Origin of the sequence: Acinetobacter sp. YH12219, from assembly GCF_013417875.1 — a bacterium.
Taxonomy (GTDB): Bacteria; Pseudomonadota; Gammaproteobacteria; order Pseudomonadales; family Moraxellaceae; genus Acinetobacter; species Acinetobacter amyesii.
On the sequence record NZ_VPDC01000002.1, the window covers coordinates 100,773 to 117,125 of the forward strand.

Annotated in this window: 15 protein-coding genes and 1 riboswitch; of the genes, 6 read left to right on the plus strand and 9 right to left on the minus strand. The window is 40.6% G+C overall.

The features are described from left to right. Nucleotides 1-50: 50 nt before the first annotated feature. The 3 genes from FTV04_RS01685 to FTV04_RS01695 are packed head-to-tail and all read right to left on the minus strand — an operon-like array spanning nucleotide 51 to nucleotide 1,718. Complete coding sequence (locus FTV04_RS01685; RefSeq protein ID WP_180088341.1) at nucleotides 51-1,073, minus strand: ABC transporter substrate-binding protein; 1,023 nt, start codon at nucleotides 1,071-1,073, stop codon at nucleotides 51-53. Further along, the gene (locus tag FTV04_RS01690; protein ID WP_180088343.1) at nucleotides 1,070-1,267 is read right to left on the minus strand and encodes a hypothetical protein; all 198 of its coding nucleotides are present in this window, start codon (nucleotides 1,265-1,267) and stop codon (nucleotides 1,070-1,072) included. Before FTV04_RS01690 ends, FTV04_RS01685 begins: the two co-directional genes overlap by 4 nt. Nucleotides 1,268-1,277: 10 nt before the next feature. Next, nucleotides 1,278-1,718: a ribbon-helix-helix protein, CopG family gene (locus FTV04_RS01695; RefSeq protein WP_180088345.1), complete on the minus strand. Its 441-nt coding sequence runs from the start codon at nucleotides 1,716-1,718 to the stop codon at nucleotides 1,278-1,280. A 447-nt stretch (nucleotides 1,719-2,165) separates the two neighbouring features. Here FTV04_RS01695 and FTV04_RS01700 point away from each other — a divergent pair, with 447 nt between their 5' ends. The 3 genes from FTV04_RS01700 (at nucleotide 2,166) to FTV04_RS01710 (ending at nucleotide 6,374) form a co-directional block, all read left to right on the plus strand. Further along, complete coding sequence (locus tag FTV04_RS01700; RefSeq protein ID WP_180088347.1) at nucleotides 2,166-3,248, plus strand: putative zinc-binding metallopeptidase; 1,083 nt, start codon at nucleotides 2,166-2,168, stop codon at nucleotides 3,246-3,248. Between the two features lie 294 nt (nucleotides 3,249-3,542). Beyond that, nucleotides 3,543-5,696, plus strand: coding sequence for a TonB-dependent siderophore receptor (locus FTV04_RS01705; RefSeq protein WP_180088349.1), 2,154 nt, complete (start codon nucleotides 3,543-3,545; stop codon nucleotides 5,694-5,696). Nucleotides 5,697-5,762: 66 nt separating this feature from the next. Next, a complete protein-coding gene (locus tag FTV04_RS01710) occupies nucleotides 5,763-6,374 on the plus strand; it encodes a DUF4198 domain-containing protein (protein WP_180088351.1) in 612 nt (203 codons plus the stop codon). Nucleotides 6,375-6,494: 120 nt separating this feature from the next. On the opposite strand, the gene FTV04_RS16715 is transcribed toward FTV04_RS01710, so the two are convergent. Beyond that, on the minus strand, nucleotides 6,495-6,626 hold the full coding sequence (locus tag FTV04_RS16715) for a hypothetical protein (protein WP_257220934.1): 132 nt from the start codon (nucleotides 6,624-6,626) through the stop codon (nucleotides 6,495-6,497). Between the two features lie 118 nt (nucleotides 6,627-6,744). On the opposite strand from FTV04_RS16715, the gene FTV04_RS01715 reads away from it, so the two are divergent. Both FTV04_RS01715 and FTV04_RS01720 read left to right on the plus strand, forming a co-directional pair. After that, the gene (locus tag FTV04_RS01715) at nucleotides 6,745-8,298 is read left to right on the plus strand and encodes a PepSY domain-containing protein (RefSeq protein WP_180088353.1); all 1,554 of its coding nucleotides are present in this window, start codon (nucleotides 6,745-6,747) and stop codon (nucleotides 8,296-8,298) included. 2 nt (nucleotides 8,299-8,300) lie between these two features. Next, nucleotides 8,301-8,582, plus strand: a complete 282-nt coding sequence (locus tag FTV04_RS01720; RefSeq protein WP_180088355.1) for a hypothetical protein — start codon at nucleotides 8,301-8,303, stop codon at nucleotides 8,580-8,582. A gap of 119 nt (nucleotides 8,583-8,701) precedes the next feature. On the opposite strand, the gene uca is transcribed toward FTV04_RS01720, so the two are convergent. From uca to FTV04_RS01740, 4 genes are all read right to left on the minus strand, one after another. After that, nucleotides 8,702-12,307: an urea carboxylase gene (gene uca, locus FTV04_RS01725; RefSeq protein WP_180088357.1), complete on the minus strand. Its 3,606-nt coding sequence runs from the start codon at nucleotides 12,305-12,307 to the stop codon at nucleotides 8,702-8,704. A 4-nt stretch (nucleotides 12,308-12,311) separates the two neighbouring features. Beyond that, complete coding sequence (locus FTV04_RS01730; protein ID WP_180088359.1) at nucleotides 12,312-12,962, minus strand: urea amidolyase associated protein UAAP2; 651 nt, start codon at nucleotides 12,960-12,962, stop codon at nucleotides 12,312-12,314. Nucleotides 12,963-12,979: 17 nt separating this feature from the next. After that, nucleotides 12,980-13,720, minus strand: a complete 741-nt coding sequence (locus tag FTV04_RS01735) for an urea amidolyase associated protein UAAP1 (protein WP_180088361.1) — start codon at nucleotides 13,718-13,720, stop codon at nucleotides 12,980-12,982. A 29-nt stretch (nucleotides 13,721-13,749) separates the two neighbouring features. Continuing rightward, a riboswitch (guanidine-I (ykkC/yxkD leader) is annotated at nucleotides 13,750-13,861 on the minus strand. Between the two features lie 197 nt (nucleotides 13,862-14,058). Further along, nucleotides 14,059-14,952 carry a LysR substrate-binding domain-containing protein gene (locus FTV04_RS01740; protein ID WP_078190935.1) on the minus strand — a complete coding sequence of 298 codons (894 nt, stop codon included), beginning with the start codon at nucleotides 14,950-14,952 and terminating at the stop codon, nucleotides 14,059-14,061. A gap of 190 nt (nucleotides 14,953-15,142) precedes the next feature. Here FTV04_RS01740 and FTV04_RS01745 point away from each other — a divergent pair, with 190 nt between their 5' ends. Beyond that, nucleotides 15,143-15,844: an HAD family phosphatase gene (locus tag FTV04_RS01745; protein ID WP_180088363.1), complete on the plus strand. Its 702-nt coding sequence runs from the start codon at nucleotides 15,143-15,145 to the stop codon at nucleotides 15,842-15,844. Nucleotides 15,845-15,933: 89 nt separating this feature from the next. Here the strand turns inward: FTV04_RS01745 and FTV04_RS01750 are convergent, their stop codons facing one another. Further along, on the minus strand, nucleotides 15,934-16,251 hold the full coding sequence (locus FTV04_RS01750) for a hypothetical protein (RefSeq protein WP_111884393.1): 318 nt from the start codon (nucleotides 16,249-16,251) through the stop codon (nucleotides 15,934-15,936). Nucleotides 16,252-16,353: the final 102 nt, after the last annotated feature.

Genomic DNA, 16,353 nt, shown 5'->3' on the forward strand with positions numbered 1-16,353 from the left:
GCCCCGAAGAATTTACACTATTCAGGGCTTTTTTTGAATTACGTTTCAACTTATTTCAGTTCTTCAACCAATGTTGGATAGATTGATCCATCGACATCCATTTCGGTTTTATAAATGCCATTAGCAACATTAAATTTATTTACGTGGTAACTAGAGCCATAAATTGAGTCAAAACCTGTTCCTTTTTTAAAGACTTGTTTATTGGCAGCTAAATCCAGTAAATGTGTCCCTCCAATAAACTGTTCATATTGTGCAGGATCAACGCCAACACGGGTCGACATGATTTTCACTGCATCGGCATGCGTTGCAGGGTCGTTGATGTATTTAACCGTTTTATCCCAAACTTGAATGATTTTTTTCCATTCTTCTTTGTTGGCAGATAAATGCGTCATGTTGACGGTTAATGTGTCGTAAATCAGACCGGGTTTATCTTTCGATGTATAAATGATTTTAGAACCTGCTACCGCTTTCAAAGCTTGATTTGCGACCGGTTGCCACACGGCAATCGCTGCAATATCTGGGCTCGCAAATACTTGTGGTAGCTCATTGGTCATGGTGTTGACCAACTTCACTTCAGAGGCTTGAATTTTTGCATCATCCAACGCTGTAGCCAAAAGCAAATGATCAACCAAGCCTTTTTCTGTCGCTACACTTTTTCCTTTCAAATCGGCAAGGCTATTGATGCCATCTTTCGCGATGATGACATCATTACCCGCAGAATAGTCCGTCGCCATAATCATGACGCCTTTCGTGCCGCCAGAACCCGTGACTAAGTTGTCGCCATTGGTGACTAGAACGGCATCCAACTGATTTGCAGCAAATGCAGATAGTGAAGCTGAATAATCAAACCATTTAAAGTCCACATTGACACCGGCTTCTTTCAACCAGCCTTTTTCAATAGCAACTTGCCATGCGACAAAACCAGGCCAGTCGCTATAGCCAATTGTGATGGCTTTTGTATTGACTGTGCCTTCTGCTTGCGCGTTTGGTTCAGGTGCTTTGGCTGTATTGTCGCAGCCACTCAGTAAGATGGCAGTCACAACGGATGCAGATAAGCAGGCTTTTTTGATCATAGTTCGATTTCCCCGATAGCATTACAGTTAAATTTGGTATTGGTGTTCAAAAACGATGGTGTATTCGGATTGCTGACTGATTGAGCATTACACTTTCCACGATTTGGTCTATGGTTACCTGCATTAGCATGTGGTTTATGTTGGTCTGTCACTTGATCTTTAAACTGACCTTGTGATCGATATAATTGGCCCATTTTAAACTCCTTAATTCTTTGCATTTTGCTGAATTGGCGGCATCACAGCGTCCATCAACTCCAAATGTCCTTTAATCACACCCTTAAGTGCTGAAAAATGCTGACTGATAACTTTGAGCTCTGAACTGACGCCTTGCAGAATCATGACTTCTAAAATTTTGTGGTCGTCTAGTTGAATATGCAGCGAGCTCACCACTTGTTCTAAAAACTGCTGCTGTAAATCTAAAAGCTGAATACGTAGCGCCGTACTACTTGCGTCATAAAGTAAGGTAAACGTGCCGACCATCACTTCATTTCGTTGCTCCTGATCGGCAATCAGATGCTTATTGATCATGTCGACAATGGCCTGAGAACGGCTTTCATAATGCTGATCGACAATTTTTTGATCCAATGCATCGACTGTTTTTTCAGGCACTGTAATACTGATACGCGCCAGCTTTTGTTTAGGCACTGCTGTTCCTTATTTTTTTTGCTGAATATAGAAACCCGCGCGGGCGCTCAGTAGCTCAATAAAAAACTGCTTTAATTGATGCAGAAATGTTGCAGATTGATGGCGGTTCATATGCATCTCCTGTTTGAGTAATACAAAATATTTATTTCGTAATATCGATAGAAATGCAGAAACTGTGCCAAGTGAGGAACATGAAAAATGATCGTTTTTTGGGACTCTTAACTTTCTTTTAGATTTTACTGTTCATGATTTGTGCAATAAATGCACTCATCGAGACCCCTTTGCACTATTGCTGCGATGTATTATTTGATGAAAGACTATTTCTAAAGGTCGTTGTTCTTAAGCAAGAGCATTGACCGACATGCAACAAACTCGAAGTTCAATTTATTTCATCAACATTGAACATCATTTATACTGATTGATCATTCTATTCATCACTCAACGCCTATGAAGTATTTCAGCTGCGCGGTATGTTCTAACCAAATCTTTTTTGCCAATTCACACTGTGTCAATTGTCAGACTGCGCTGGGTTATATTGCCTCTGAAAAGCAAATGGGCTGTTTTGAAAAGCACAGCACTACGCTGTGGCTTGCGTTAAATCCTGAAATAAAGGGAAAACGCTTTAAACCTTGTCATAATTATCAGCATCATCAGGTATGCAACTGGATGGTGCCTGCCGACAGTGAAGAAATTTACTGTGAGTCTTGTCTGCTCACGCACACCATTCCCAACTTAGATAACCCAGACCATATTGTGTACTGGGCACGATTGGAACATGCCAAACGGCGTTTTTTGTATTTAATGCAGCAACTGAATACCATGCCGCGCCCTAAACGCAGTCAAGATGACCGTTTTGGCCTGCGTTTTGACTTTCTAATGCCAACAGAAAATACACCTGTTATGACCGGTCATGCCAATGGCATTATTACCTTAAATGCCAGTGAAGCAGATGTGATTTACCGTGAAACAACGCGTATAAAAATGGGGGAAAACTACCGTACACTTCTTGGTCATTTTAGACATGAAAGCGGTCATTATTATTTTGATTTGATCAAACATTTACACCCAGAGCTGATTGATGAATTTCGGGAACTGTTTGGTGATGAACGACAAGATTATAGTGAAGCTCTGAAACGGCATTATAATGACGGTGCGCCGCAAAATTGGGCGGATTACTATGTCAGTTCCTATGCCAGTACGCACCCTTGGGAAGATTGGGCGGAAACATGGGCGCATTATTTGCATATGATGGACACCCTAGAAACAGCCTACTATGCAGGATTAGTGGTCAAAACCAATAAGTCAAATTTGAATAATTTAGAATTAAAAGAAAACCCGATTGGCGCTCAGGATTTTGACCTACTACTGCAACACTGGATGACCTTGACCTTTAATTTAAATGCGTTGAACCGCAGCATGGGCTTAGATGATGCATATCCATTTACATTGTCGAATCCAGTATTGGATAAATTACGATTCATTCACCACAAACTGCTCAACATGACCTTAAAAAATCAGCAGCACAATTAGATTAAATAAAACAAAGGATATAACTTCGATTTCTATTTCAACGCTATATTTAACTCATACTGACTTATAGGTTGATCAGAAAAAAATTTAAATAGACCTTTATTTTAAATTTTCAATTCCTATGAAACATTTTCATAACCTATCAAATAAACAATAGTCACCAATCAATAAACTCTATAAATACAAATTCTATTAAAATTTAACATTCCATTCATATTTTCTATTAGGTAACCATTGTCACCCTGTATATTAAATAATAAACTAAACAATAATCGTTTTCATTTATGAAATAAAATGTCATCTCACAAAAGCCCTGTTTTTAAATTATCACTCATCAGTTTAGCTATACTTTCCCATCAAAGTTATGCTGAGACATCCCAGCAGCTCCCGACCATAACTATTGCTGTCGATCGTCAGCAAGCAACTGAAAGTTCAGAACAAAGCAAAGCTTATATTATTCAAAACTCTTCAACCGCATCTAAACTGGATATTGCACTGAAAGAAACTCCACAGACTGTCAATGTGGTTACACGCCAGCAACTAGATGATTTTGCACTGAATAACACACGAGACGTACTGCGCAACACTCCTGGTGTAATTGTCGGCAATCAGGAAACCGAACGATCTTCCTATTTAGCACGTGGTTTTGAGATCTCGAATATCATGTTTGATGGTGTGGGCTTCCCGCTCAGCAGCTACAACTACAATAACGATAATCCAGACAGCTTTTTATTTGACAGAGTTGAAGTGGTTAAAGGCTCTGATTCGTTAAACAATGGTATTGGCGATCCGGGTGCCAGCATTAATATGATTCGAAAACGTCCAGCACAGGAACTTCAAGCTTCCGTAAACGCAAGCTATGGTTCTTGGGATACTCAGCGTTATGAAGCGGATGTCTCCTCTCCCCTGAATCAAGATGGCACTGTTCGCGCGCGGGTATTTGGTTTTGAGCAAAAAGGCGGCAGTTATTTAGACCACTATGAATTAGAGAAAAATGGCTTTGGCGCAGTCTTTGCTGCTGATCTTACAGACAGCACAACATTAACTGCCGGATACACCGAAACCAACCATAAACCGAATGGCAATAACTGGGGCTCAAATCCGCTGATCACGACCGAGGGTAAGCAGCTCGATTTTCCACGCAGTTACACTTACAGCCCAGACTGGACCTATTGGAATACCAATGTCAAAAATTACTTCGCCGAAATAGAACAAAAACTGGGCGGAGATTGGAAAGCTAAACTGGTTTATGATGAAAAGCAGACCACTCGCGACTCAAAACTTCTCTATTTATTAGGTAATCCAAGTGCTGATGGCACATCAGGTGTCTATTTATGGCCAGGCATGTACGCAGACGATGACAAAGAACGTCAAGCCAGTCTCAATTTCAGCGGGACCTATCCTTTATGGGGGCAACGCCATGAAGCCTCATTTGGCTATTCATGGGCAGACAACAACATGAATGAAATTGCGCATGGCGGTAGTTATACTAACCCAATAACATCTGACTTAGCCAGTTTGACGCCAGATGAACCTGATTGGGATATGTCTACAATTACGGGTGAAACACATACCAAGCAAAAAAACCGCAGTCTGTATGCCGCAACCCGCCTGCATTTAAATGATGATCTCAAGCTACTTGTAGGTGCTAATTATGTTCAAGCGCAAAGCAAAGGCAGCAGTTATGGCACCGACATGTTTTATGATGAAAGCAAAGTATTGCCATATGCAGGTTTGACCTACAACTTTACGCCTGAATATACAGGCTACATGAGCTATACCTCAATTTTCCGCCCGCAAACAACAAAAGCGCTCGATGGCAGCATCAATAAACCGATTGAAGGTGAAAGCTATGAAATAGGGATTAAGAGTTCATGGCTAGATGATAAGTTAACTGCAACTATGGCCGTTTTCCGTACAGAAGAAAGCAACTACCCGCTTCGCAACTCAGATGGCATCCCGACTTTACGTAAAACTGAGGTCAGTGATCTGCGCTCGCAAGGCTATGAATTTGGCTTGGCTGGGCAACTCACAGATCATTTAAATCTAAGTTTCGGCTATACCCAATTTAGCCTTAAAGATTTAATTAACGGCGGTGATGCTCGCACCTTCAACCCTACACAAGCCATTAATTTATTGACAACTTATCAAGTCCCCCAGCTCCCAAAATTAAAACTCGGTTTCGGATTGCAATGGCAAGACAAGACCTATTTAGATGTTCCTGAAGCCAGCTCTAATGGCACTATTACACAAAAAGCGGGTGTGATTGAGCAGGATGCCTATGCCTTGCTGAATGCCATGGTCAGCTATGAGGTGAATGATCATCTGACTATTCAAGCGAATGGCAACAACCTGACCAATGAAAAATATCTCTATAGTTTTCCTGACCAGCAAGGTTTTTACGGCGCGCCAGCAAATTACAGCGTAGCACTCAGATTTAAATATTAATTCCATACAGGCCTTAAGTATTTGCCTTAAGGCCGTTCACAGATTTTCAATATTGCAGGATGAATCATGAAAAAAATCTTTGCGCTTTGCACTGGTCTCACATTCACACTCTCCGCACAAGCGCATATGCTTTGGCTGGAACGCGATGCAGATGATCAAACCCGCGCCTACTTTGGCGAATACAGCGAACAGGTGAAAGAAACACAAGATACATCTCTCAAATCATTTAATTCAGCCGTGGCAGAGCAAAATAAACAGAAGCTCAAGGCCAAGGTTCAGTCCGATCATCTTGCCTATGCCTCCAAAGGCGCGGCTGATGTAAAACTCAGCAGTGAACTGATGTATGGTGAAGCACTGCTCTCTTACCATGCGAAAGCGGGAAGATCAGATTTAAAAGCAGTTTCTGAACTGGATATTGTTCCTGTTCAAGCCAACAGCAATACATTCGCTGTATTTTATCAAGGCAAACCTGCAGCTGGACTGGAACTGACTGTATTTTCCCCTCAATTTTGGCAAAAGAAATATACTGCCAATTCTCAAGGCCAAATCACCATAGATACGCCTTGGAAAGGCCAATATGTAATTGAAGTCAGCAAAGAGTCTGACAAAGTAGGAAAATTTAATCAGCAAAATTACAGCAAGCAGTATTTGGTCACAACTCTAAGTTTTATTCAGTAAGTTCGGCCAATAATTGCCTGATTGATCCTCTCGTTTAGGCTTGCAGGATCAATCTGTTTTCACATCAAGTAAATTAAAACGACTCAGCATGATCTCTGTTCCCCAGCCACTCATCCTTCTTTACCGGCTATTGCTGACCTTTGGCATAGGCTTCTTGTGCTGCGCATTAGTGGCGCTGAATTTAACCCAATTGTTCAGCACATTTTTACCTAAAGCAGAATCGGTATTTCTTGCAGGTTTTTGCGCATTCATTTTTTATACCTGCTTCGTCATCTGTGCATTTTGTACACCACATATCAAACGCTTTTCTGTTATCAGCATCGCTTTTTTATTCGGGCTATTTTTACTTGACCATTCCATAGGCTAATTCATGCATAAATCTGTACGCCAATCGATGGCATGGCTTCATTCATGGATTGGACTGCTCTTTGGCTGGCTGTTATTTGCGATTTTTTTAACAGGATCCGTCACATATTACCGCCAAGAAATCAGTCTATGGATGCAACCACAATTTGCAAGTATGCAAGTTAATCAGCAAACTGCTGTTGAAACTGCAGTCAGCTATCTGCAAAAAAATGCGCCTGATGCTAAAAGTTGGTACATCAGGGTTGCAAATCAAAGCATGCCCGTGAATAAAATTTACTGGCAAAAGGCAGATGGCGGATATGACAGTAAAACCTTAGATGCAGCCACAGGTAAAGAAATGGCCGCATCTACAACTCAAGGCGGAGATTTCTTTTACAGTTTTCACTTTCAGCTCTACGGTGTGCCCTATTATATTGGCAGGCTGATTACGACCATCGCGGCGTTTATTATGCTGATTACGCTCATTTCAGGAGTGATAACGCATAAAAAAATATTGACCGATTTTTTCACTTTAAGAGCCTTTAAAGGACAACGATCATATTTAGATTTTCATAATGTTTCTGCTGTTGTCGCACTTCCCTTTTTTTTGACTATAACTTTTACTGGTTTAGCCATTTTTTTCTATGTTTTGTTGCCATCTGGTATGAAAAAAATCTATCCAGATAATCCATTTCAATATTTTGAAGAAATTCGTACCACAGTAACTATGCCTCATCAAACTACAATAAATAAAGCAGAGATGAAGTCAATTCATTATTTTTTAAATACAGCACGGCAGCAGTGGGGAAATTCGGCTATTGAAAATATAACTATCCAACAACCCAATACTACCCAATCGCGGCTCACCATTACCGAATTGAAAGATCAATCAATTACTCGAAATCAAGCGCAAATAACCTTTAATGCTGCCAATGGCAAAATGTTGGGCTCAACACGGAATACCAGTGCCATCGCAACACTCAATGCAGGTGTATATGGGCTACATATGGCAAAGTTTGCTCAGCCTGCATTACGTTTGGGCTTTTTCTTTTCTGGCATTTTAGGCTGTGCCATGATTGCTTCAGGCCTTTTGCTGTGGAGTTTAAAACGACAAATGCAAAGGAAAACGGAAAGTTTTCATCTGGGCCACTATGTAGTGAACCGTCTCAATATTGCGGCTATTCTTGGGCTCCCGCTGTCTATGCTGGCCTACTTATATGCAAACCGAGTGATGCAAGGTCATAGCAGTGTCGCAACTTATGAAGTTTACGCATTTTTTGGCATTTGGCTTAGTAGTTTAATTACAAGCTTAGTTATGCCACAACGCATGCTTTGGAAAATGCAGCTTAAAATTTTTATTCTTGGCGCCCTGCTGCTACCGATCATTAATATTTACTATTTAATTTCACATGGCTACATCCATTCATGGGCTCAATATTGGACCTTTTTGAGAGTAGATCTCATGATTTTAATTTTTGGACTGTTGGCCTTATTTTTACATCAAAATATTGTGCCCATTCAACAAAGGGCCGTAGATAAAATTAAACGTAAACAGCAGGCTGTACTGGAGAACATCTAAACATGCATTTGATTTTTGGTTTTATGTTGATTGTCATTGCGCTTTGGTGCTTTTATCAAGTGAGTGCAAAACGTTTAGTACACACCCAAAAAACTCAGCTGGCTTGGATGGCTCGTTCTCCACTATTAACCAAATTAGTAGCAAGCCTATGTTTGCTCATAGCACTGTTTGTATTTGCTCAACCTTATGGCAACAGCATTAGTATTATTGCACTTTGTATTTTTACCGCACCGCTTTTATTTGCATTTATCCTAAAAGTGAATAATTTAAAATCAACAAAATAGCTTAAAGCACTTGTTATAAACAATAATATTTATAACAAGTGCTTAGGTATATAGGTCGTTTACTTTAGACGTCTAATGAATAATAAATTCTGCTAAACAAACTTTTCTACTTTATATCTTTAAGCCACTGGAGCTAAAGTAAACAACACCTGCCCCGTTTTCACTGTTTGCCCTTTTTCAATGGTAATTTCAGAAACCATCATACGTTCAGGCGCAATAATCGGAATTTCAATCTTCATCGCTTCAATCACCACAAGCGTTGCACCTTCTTCCACAATATCACCTGACTTGCATTCAATTTTCCAAATACTTCCCGGCATGTGTGATTCCACCGCACAACCACCTTCAGGAATTTGAACATCACTATCATCTATCACAGCATCTAAGCTTTCAGAAACATACTCTGCAAGCCCAGCTTCATGCCAACGACGACGTTCTTCATCAAAATTGGCTTGTTGGATGGATTTAAATGCTGAGATTGATTCTGCATTTTCAATCAAGAAGTCATTGTATTCTTTTAGGTTCAGTATACCTTCTTCCACACGCAGTTTTAAACGACCTGCTTTAAAGTCCTCACGCATTTGCATGAGTTCAGTTTCAGAGACTTCATAAAACTTGATTTGGTCAAAGAAGCGTAGTAACCACGGCATACCTTGCTCAAAGTCAGGGTTTTTACGGTAACGAGACCACATTTGCGTGGTACGACCCACAAACTGATAACCCCCAGGACCTTCCATACCGTACACGCACATATACGCACCGCCAATACCGACAGCATTTTCAGGCGTCCAAGTACGCGCAGGATTGTATTTAGTCGTCACTAAGCGCTGACGAGGATCAAGTGGTGTTGCCACAGGTGCTCCAAGGTAAACATCACCTAAACCCATGACCAAATAACTTGCGTCATAAACCACATCTTTGACGGCTTGTTTGTCTTTTAAACCATTAATACGACGGATAAACTCAATATTGTCAGGACACCATGGTGCATCTGGACGTACTGTTTGCATATAACGCTCAGTTGCCAGTTGCGTTTGTGAATCTTCCCAAGCCAGTGGTAAATACACAGTCCGTGACGGTACTTGCATTTGGGTCACATCAGGCAGCTCAGCTTCAGCGACTTGCAGTAAACGCAATAAATCCAATTGATCAAGCTTGATCGAATCAAAATGAATTTGCAGTGAACGAATCCCCGGTGTGAGATCAATAATCCCTGTGATATTTTGCTTTTGAACCCATTGCATGAGTGCATGAATACGGAAACGTAAGTTCAGATCTAAAACTAACTCACCATATTCCACCAACATGTAGTTGTTGCCCGCAGGACGATACACCACATCCGGCAAGCCATTCTGACCTTTTAAAGTATCAAGCACCGCGTTTTTTAAGGTGGAAAGTTCAGGATAAAATGACTCATCAAATGCCACAGCCTGCGTATCAGATACTTCTAATTGCGCATGATATTTTTCATTTAAAAGTTTCGCTTGATGATAACTCACAGGTATAAATCTGACTTTGTCTCCTGCTTTCAATTGACCAAGTTTCCAAAGCTCAGAATTAATCACCACGGCAGGACAAACAAAGCCTCCTAAACTTGGACCATCTGGACCCAAGATAATCGGCATATCGCCCGTGAAATCAATCGCACCAATCGCGTAAGCATTGTCATGAATATTTGATGGATGCAAACCGGCTTCACCACCATCCTCACGTGCCCATTCAGGTTTTGGACCAATCAAACGAATACCTGTACGGCTTGAGTTAAAGTGAATCTCAAAAGTATTGGCAAAGAAGGTATCAATGTCTTTTTTAGTAAAGAAGTCTGGTGCACCATGCGGGCCGTACATCACCGCAATTTCCCATTCATGACTAAACGTTGGCACTTGTTCAGGCGCAAGTGCTGTCACTTGTTCAGATGTAAATGCCGTGATTGGCAACATATCTCCAATCAATAAATTACGACCAGCATGACCACCAAACTGACCAAGGGTAAAAGTCGCTTGTGAACCTAAATATTCAGGCACATTCAGACCACCTTTAATCCCGATATAGGTGCGACAACCTGTGGCGATTTTGCCACATTTTAAAATCTGACCTTTGCGCACATTCACGGTTTTCCACATTGGCACAGCCACACCATCAAGGGTTGATGGCATATCACCACCCGCCAATACAATTTGGCTATCACAGTGGAATTTTAAGCTTGGTCCTTGCAAAGTGCATTCAAGCCCTGCTGTGTTATAGGCATTGCCAAGTAACTGGTTTGCGACATTCAGTGATAATGGATCAATCGCCCCTGATGGTGGCACACCGACATCCCAATAGCCCAAACGCCCTGTGACATCTTGCACGGCAGTTTGAATACCTGATTGCAACACTTCAATTTTTTGGGTTTTCCACTCAAATGTATTTAAGAATCGTGTGGTTTGCGTACCGGCTTTAAATACATCGCAGTCGATAATATTTTGTAGATATTCAAGATTAGTTTCGATACCTGCAACTGAGGTTTTAGCCAAAGTATCGGTCATCGCTTGAATCGCAGATTCACGATCATCTGCTGTGACAATGATTTTGGCAATCATCGGGTCATAAAATGACGATACATTTGAACCGGTTTCTACCCACGTTTCATTACGGGCATAGCTATCAAACTCAACATGTGTAAGTAAACCTGCACTGGGCTGGAAATTCTTGATTGGGTCTTCCGCATATAAACGTACTTGAATTGAATGACCTTTCGATTCAAGTTGTGCTGTTGGTGCAATCCAATCCCCACTACCGAGAGTCACCATCCATTCCACAAGGTCTACACCAAACACTTGCTCTGTCACACCATGTTCAACTTGCAGGCGGGTATTCACTTCTAAGAAATAGAATTCCTGTGTGTCGGTATCCATCACAAACTCAACTGTACCTGCCGAACGGTAACTCACCGACTTCATCAATCCAATCGCGACAGATTGAATATAGGCACGTTGCTCATCATTGATATGTGGTGCTGGGGTTTCTTCCACCACTTTTTGGTTACGACGTTGTACCGAACAATCACGCTCGCCAAGTGCCAAGACTAAGCCATTACCATCACCAAAAATCTGAACTTCGATATGACGGGCATTCTGTACGAATTTTTCTAGGTATAAACCTGCGTCTTTAAAGTTGGCTTGGGCAAGATATGACACTGTAGAATAAGCATCTTTCAGCTCTTCTTCATTCCATACCAAACGCATGCCAATACCGCCACCGCCTGCAGTACTTTTCAGCATCACAGGATAACCAATACGATTGGCTTCAAGCAGTGCTTCGGCTTCATCTGCCAAAAGCTGACTGCCCGGAAGGAGAGGTACATTGGCTTGAATCGCAAGTTCGCGCGCGGTATGTTTTAAGCCAAAGGATTTCATTTGTGCCGAATTTGGCCCTAAAAATACTATGCCTTGAGCTTCACAGAGATCACAAAATTCAGCATTTTCAGACAAGAAACCATAGCCTGGATGAATCGCCTCTGCGCCTGTTTGTTTCGCGACTTCTAAAATTTTATCGACATTTAAATAACTTTGGCTGGCAGGACTATCGCCAATAAATACTGCTTCATCGGCTAAGGTCACATGCAAAGAATCACGGTCTGCTTCGGAATACACAGCAACAGATTGAATACCTAATTTCTTGAGTGTACGGATCACACGGCAAGCGATTGCACCACGGTTGGCAATGAGGACTTTATTAAACATGCTATTACTCCTCACCTTCACGGATGATCAATTGAATTTTTGTTGGGTTATAGGCATTACATGGGTTGTTTAGTTGCGGGCAATTGGAAATGAGGACGATTAAATCCATTTCGGCTTTAATCTCGACATATTTGCCTGGTGCAGAAATCCCGTCATCAAATTTCAAATGACCATCCACAGTCACAGGCACATTCATAAAGAAGTTAATATTTGGACCGATATGGCGCACATTTAAGCCATGTTTTTTGGCAATAGGATGTTGCGACAGAGCAATCATGAAATTATTACGGCAACTGTGCATTGGAAATTTGTCATGTGCATAGCGAACAGTGTTGCTTTCACATGAACATGCACCGCCTAAGGTGTCATGACGACCACAGTTATCGTCATGAATGGTGGCAATTTTGTTGCCAAAGTTAGTGTATAACGCTGTGCCTTTTTCTAAATAAATCTGCTGATTAATAGCCAATGTATCCGTAGCGCTATAACGCTCTTCAGGGTTTTGGCTTGAAATAAATAAAGTATCAACAGCTTGATTACCTTCGAGGTCAACGATACGGAAATATTGCCCTTTTTTCACTTCGCACATCCAAGCTTCTCCAGCAGGACATACCTGATCTAATACTGTTTTTTCTAATGTATGAAATACAGACATTTTAATTCTCCCCAAAATTAAAGTGCGCTAAGTGCGTAGTAACGATTGTTGTTTTGGAACGCACGCTGATTTTGCGGGCAAGAATCTCGGCAAACGTCGCTATCGCCTAAAGGTAGTGCTTTAAACAGTGAAAGTTGAATATCTGCAGGTGCATACACTGTGCTGTTATCCAAGCCATGCGGTGCGGCAGATAGAAAGACTAAACAATCCATTTCAAAGCGAAGTTCAATAATTTGATTTGTATTGTTCGATGCAACATAACTTAAGTTGCCATTGTCATCAGGTTGAACTTTAGAGAATAAATTTAAGGTACTGCTCAGGTCGGTTGCAGATAAACCAAATTTGGTCATTTCAAGCAGCAAGATATCCTTACCACTGCGGTACATATCGTTACGGGCATCTTGGAAAGTTTTTGAACCAAATTGTTGTTCGATTTGTTCTGCTGTACTTGGTGCACAAAAAGCATCATTCCAAGCGTGATCATCTTTCACAATAGAAACCATAGCACGACCTAAATCTGATGCCAAAATATGACCCGTACTTAAATATGCCGTATGCTGCCCTTTAAGGCTGTCTGGCATGTTGTAGCGCTCAAGCTTATCTTCACTATTTACACAGTACAGCGCCACATTGGCATTTTGCCCTAGCGATTTAAGCTGTAATACTGCCCCACACTGAATACGCGCTGACCAGTGGTGTCCACCCGGTAAAAGTTCAGTCCATAGTGCTTTATCGTCATGATAATGTGTTGTGCTCATTGCAGCCTCTGCCTAATTCTTAACTGTTTACCTCCCGGGCTTTTATCCCTCCGTGCAGCTTTGCTTTGAATTAAAACGAAGCCGTGAACTCTCGGTCGCGGTCATACATAGAAATGTATCGGAACCCTAGATCACTTTATGATGTATGTAGAAATGCAAAGGCTGTGCCAATTTAGTATTACCAATTTACATAAACGTAATACTGCTATTTATTAGACTTTTTTTATAGTATTGAGCTATAGCATGACCAAATCGGGTGCAGCCCATGCACAAAATTGCTGCAAAAGTTGCAAAAAAAAGCCTAAAATCATTTTTGGGCTTTATGTAATGCATAAAAATTATTTCACCAATATCTCATGGAACATATGACGCAGCCATTGATGGCTGGTTTTATGATGGCAGGACATATGCCAATATTGCTTCACGCCATAGGTTGGAAACGCAATCGGCGCATCAAATATTTTTAAGTTACCGCGTGAAAGCAATACTTCACTCAAGTAGTACGGCACAGTAGCAATCGCATCAGTGTCTTGCACGACTAAGCCTACACCTAAATAACTAGGTAATCGCATTAAAATATCACGTTTTAAATCAAGGTTAAGCAGCTCATTTTCAATATGGTAGTGCCCCATCCCTGCATCAATATCAATATGCGACTCTGACAAATATTGCTCAGTTGTAATAGTGTCACCCGTTAATCGTGGATGATCCTTAGCTGCAATCACCACATAATATTGCTCAAACAATTTTTGCTGATAAAAGCCGCTTTCCAAATGCGGTAAAAACCCCAGTGCTAAATCAATTTCACCATTGGCCATTTGATAACTGGTTTCAGTGGTAATCGGGCGTACATTCAGACGTATTTGTGGCGCGTGTTTTTTTAGATATTGGCTGATTTTGGGTAATAAAACCAAATGCGAAACATCGGTCATAGCCAAAGTAAATTGTTGATCTGAAATAGCTTGATCAAAATTAATCGTAAAATTATTAATGGCTTCGACTTTACTCAAGGCTTCGCTGACTAAAGGAAATAATTGACGCGATAACTCCGTAGGCACCATTTCATTACCGATACGTAAAAATAAGGGGTCGTTATAATGCTGTCGTATTTTATTTAAAATATTACTGACTGTAGGCTGACTCATCTGCAAGTGTTCAGCAGCTTGTGACACATTTTTGTACTTATAAACATGAAAAAAAATGCTAAGAAGTTTACAGTCCAATTCAAACACGAAAGATTTAATCCCTAATTAAATATTGCAAGTTATGCTGTGCATCATCTGCTGAATTATACAAAAAGCCAATAACGAAATATTACTTTTATTGCAGATGAAACGCCAGTTTAGCCTGCTCAGTTGCATTTGGCTTTTCAACACTCCAATCAGTCCGCATAATAGACCCAGCACGAATTTGGATATCAACATGCTTCAAGGAAAAAAACTGGTTTGTTTTGATTTAGATGGCACACTTATCGACTCTGTTGGCGTGTGGAATCAGGTCGACGCAGATTTGATTCAACAGTTAACTGGACAAACCATCCAACTGGGTTTAATTCAACGTGAACGTGACATTCAGCTGCAATTATTTAAAAATACACCAGACCCTTACTTAATGTACTGTAACCATCTAAAAGATACTTATAAGATTGAACAACACACAGCAGATCAAATCAAACAGCAACGATATGCCATTTCACAGCATTTTTTAGAACATATCATCTTGCTTAAACCACATGCAGCATTATTTGTTCAACAGCTCATTCAGCAAGGCATTCAGGTGGCAATTACCACCACGACCAGCCTGCAAAATATTTATCGATATCAAAAAAATATTAACATCTATCCAATGCTGCATTTTGAAAATAGCTTTGATCTGATCCTCACCCGTGAAAGTGTCAAAAATATTAAGCCGCATCCTGAAGTCTATTTACAGGCGATTGAACATTTTGCAGTTCGACCTGAAGAATGTTTAATTTTTGAAGATTCACTCATTGGTGTAGAAGCTGCAAATGCAGCAGGCATTGAAGTGGTTGCCATGTATGATGCATATTCAGAGCACGAAATTGAGCAAATCAAAAATAAAGCGGATTATTTTATCCATGATTTCTCTTCGGTTCTGAACTAAGTTAAAGTAAATAAGCGTTCGCTTAAAAGTTAAAAAGCAGCCCAACTTAGAGGCTGCTTTTGATATTTTTGCATCTATAGATAATTGATCTATTTTACTTTTTTATAAATGGATCCAGACCCAACTAAATTTCCAGTTTTTTCGTCAATCGCAAATTCAACAGCACCTGTCCCAGAGTTTACAGCCAGTAAACCAGATTCAGCGACAGATGCAGGTACAGGATTTTTCTTTTCAGATTTACCACTTTGTTTATCTTTTAAAGTATTGGTAATGAAATAGTTTTCACCATTTTTACTAATAATCAGCGCATTTTCAAGTTGCGGATCTACTGCGGTATTTTGCCATGTTCCAGCATAATCAGGCGCTGGACTTTGTTTACATGCAGTGAGGAGAACTGCGAACAACATCGCAGAAAATAATTGAATCTTTTTCAAAATACTGACCTTCTTTGTCAATGAGTTTTGCATTATAGAAAGCCTTGAAGAGAACTTAAGACCGTTCATGTTGTG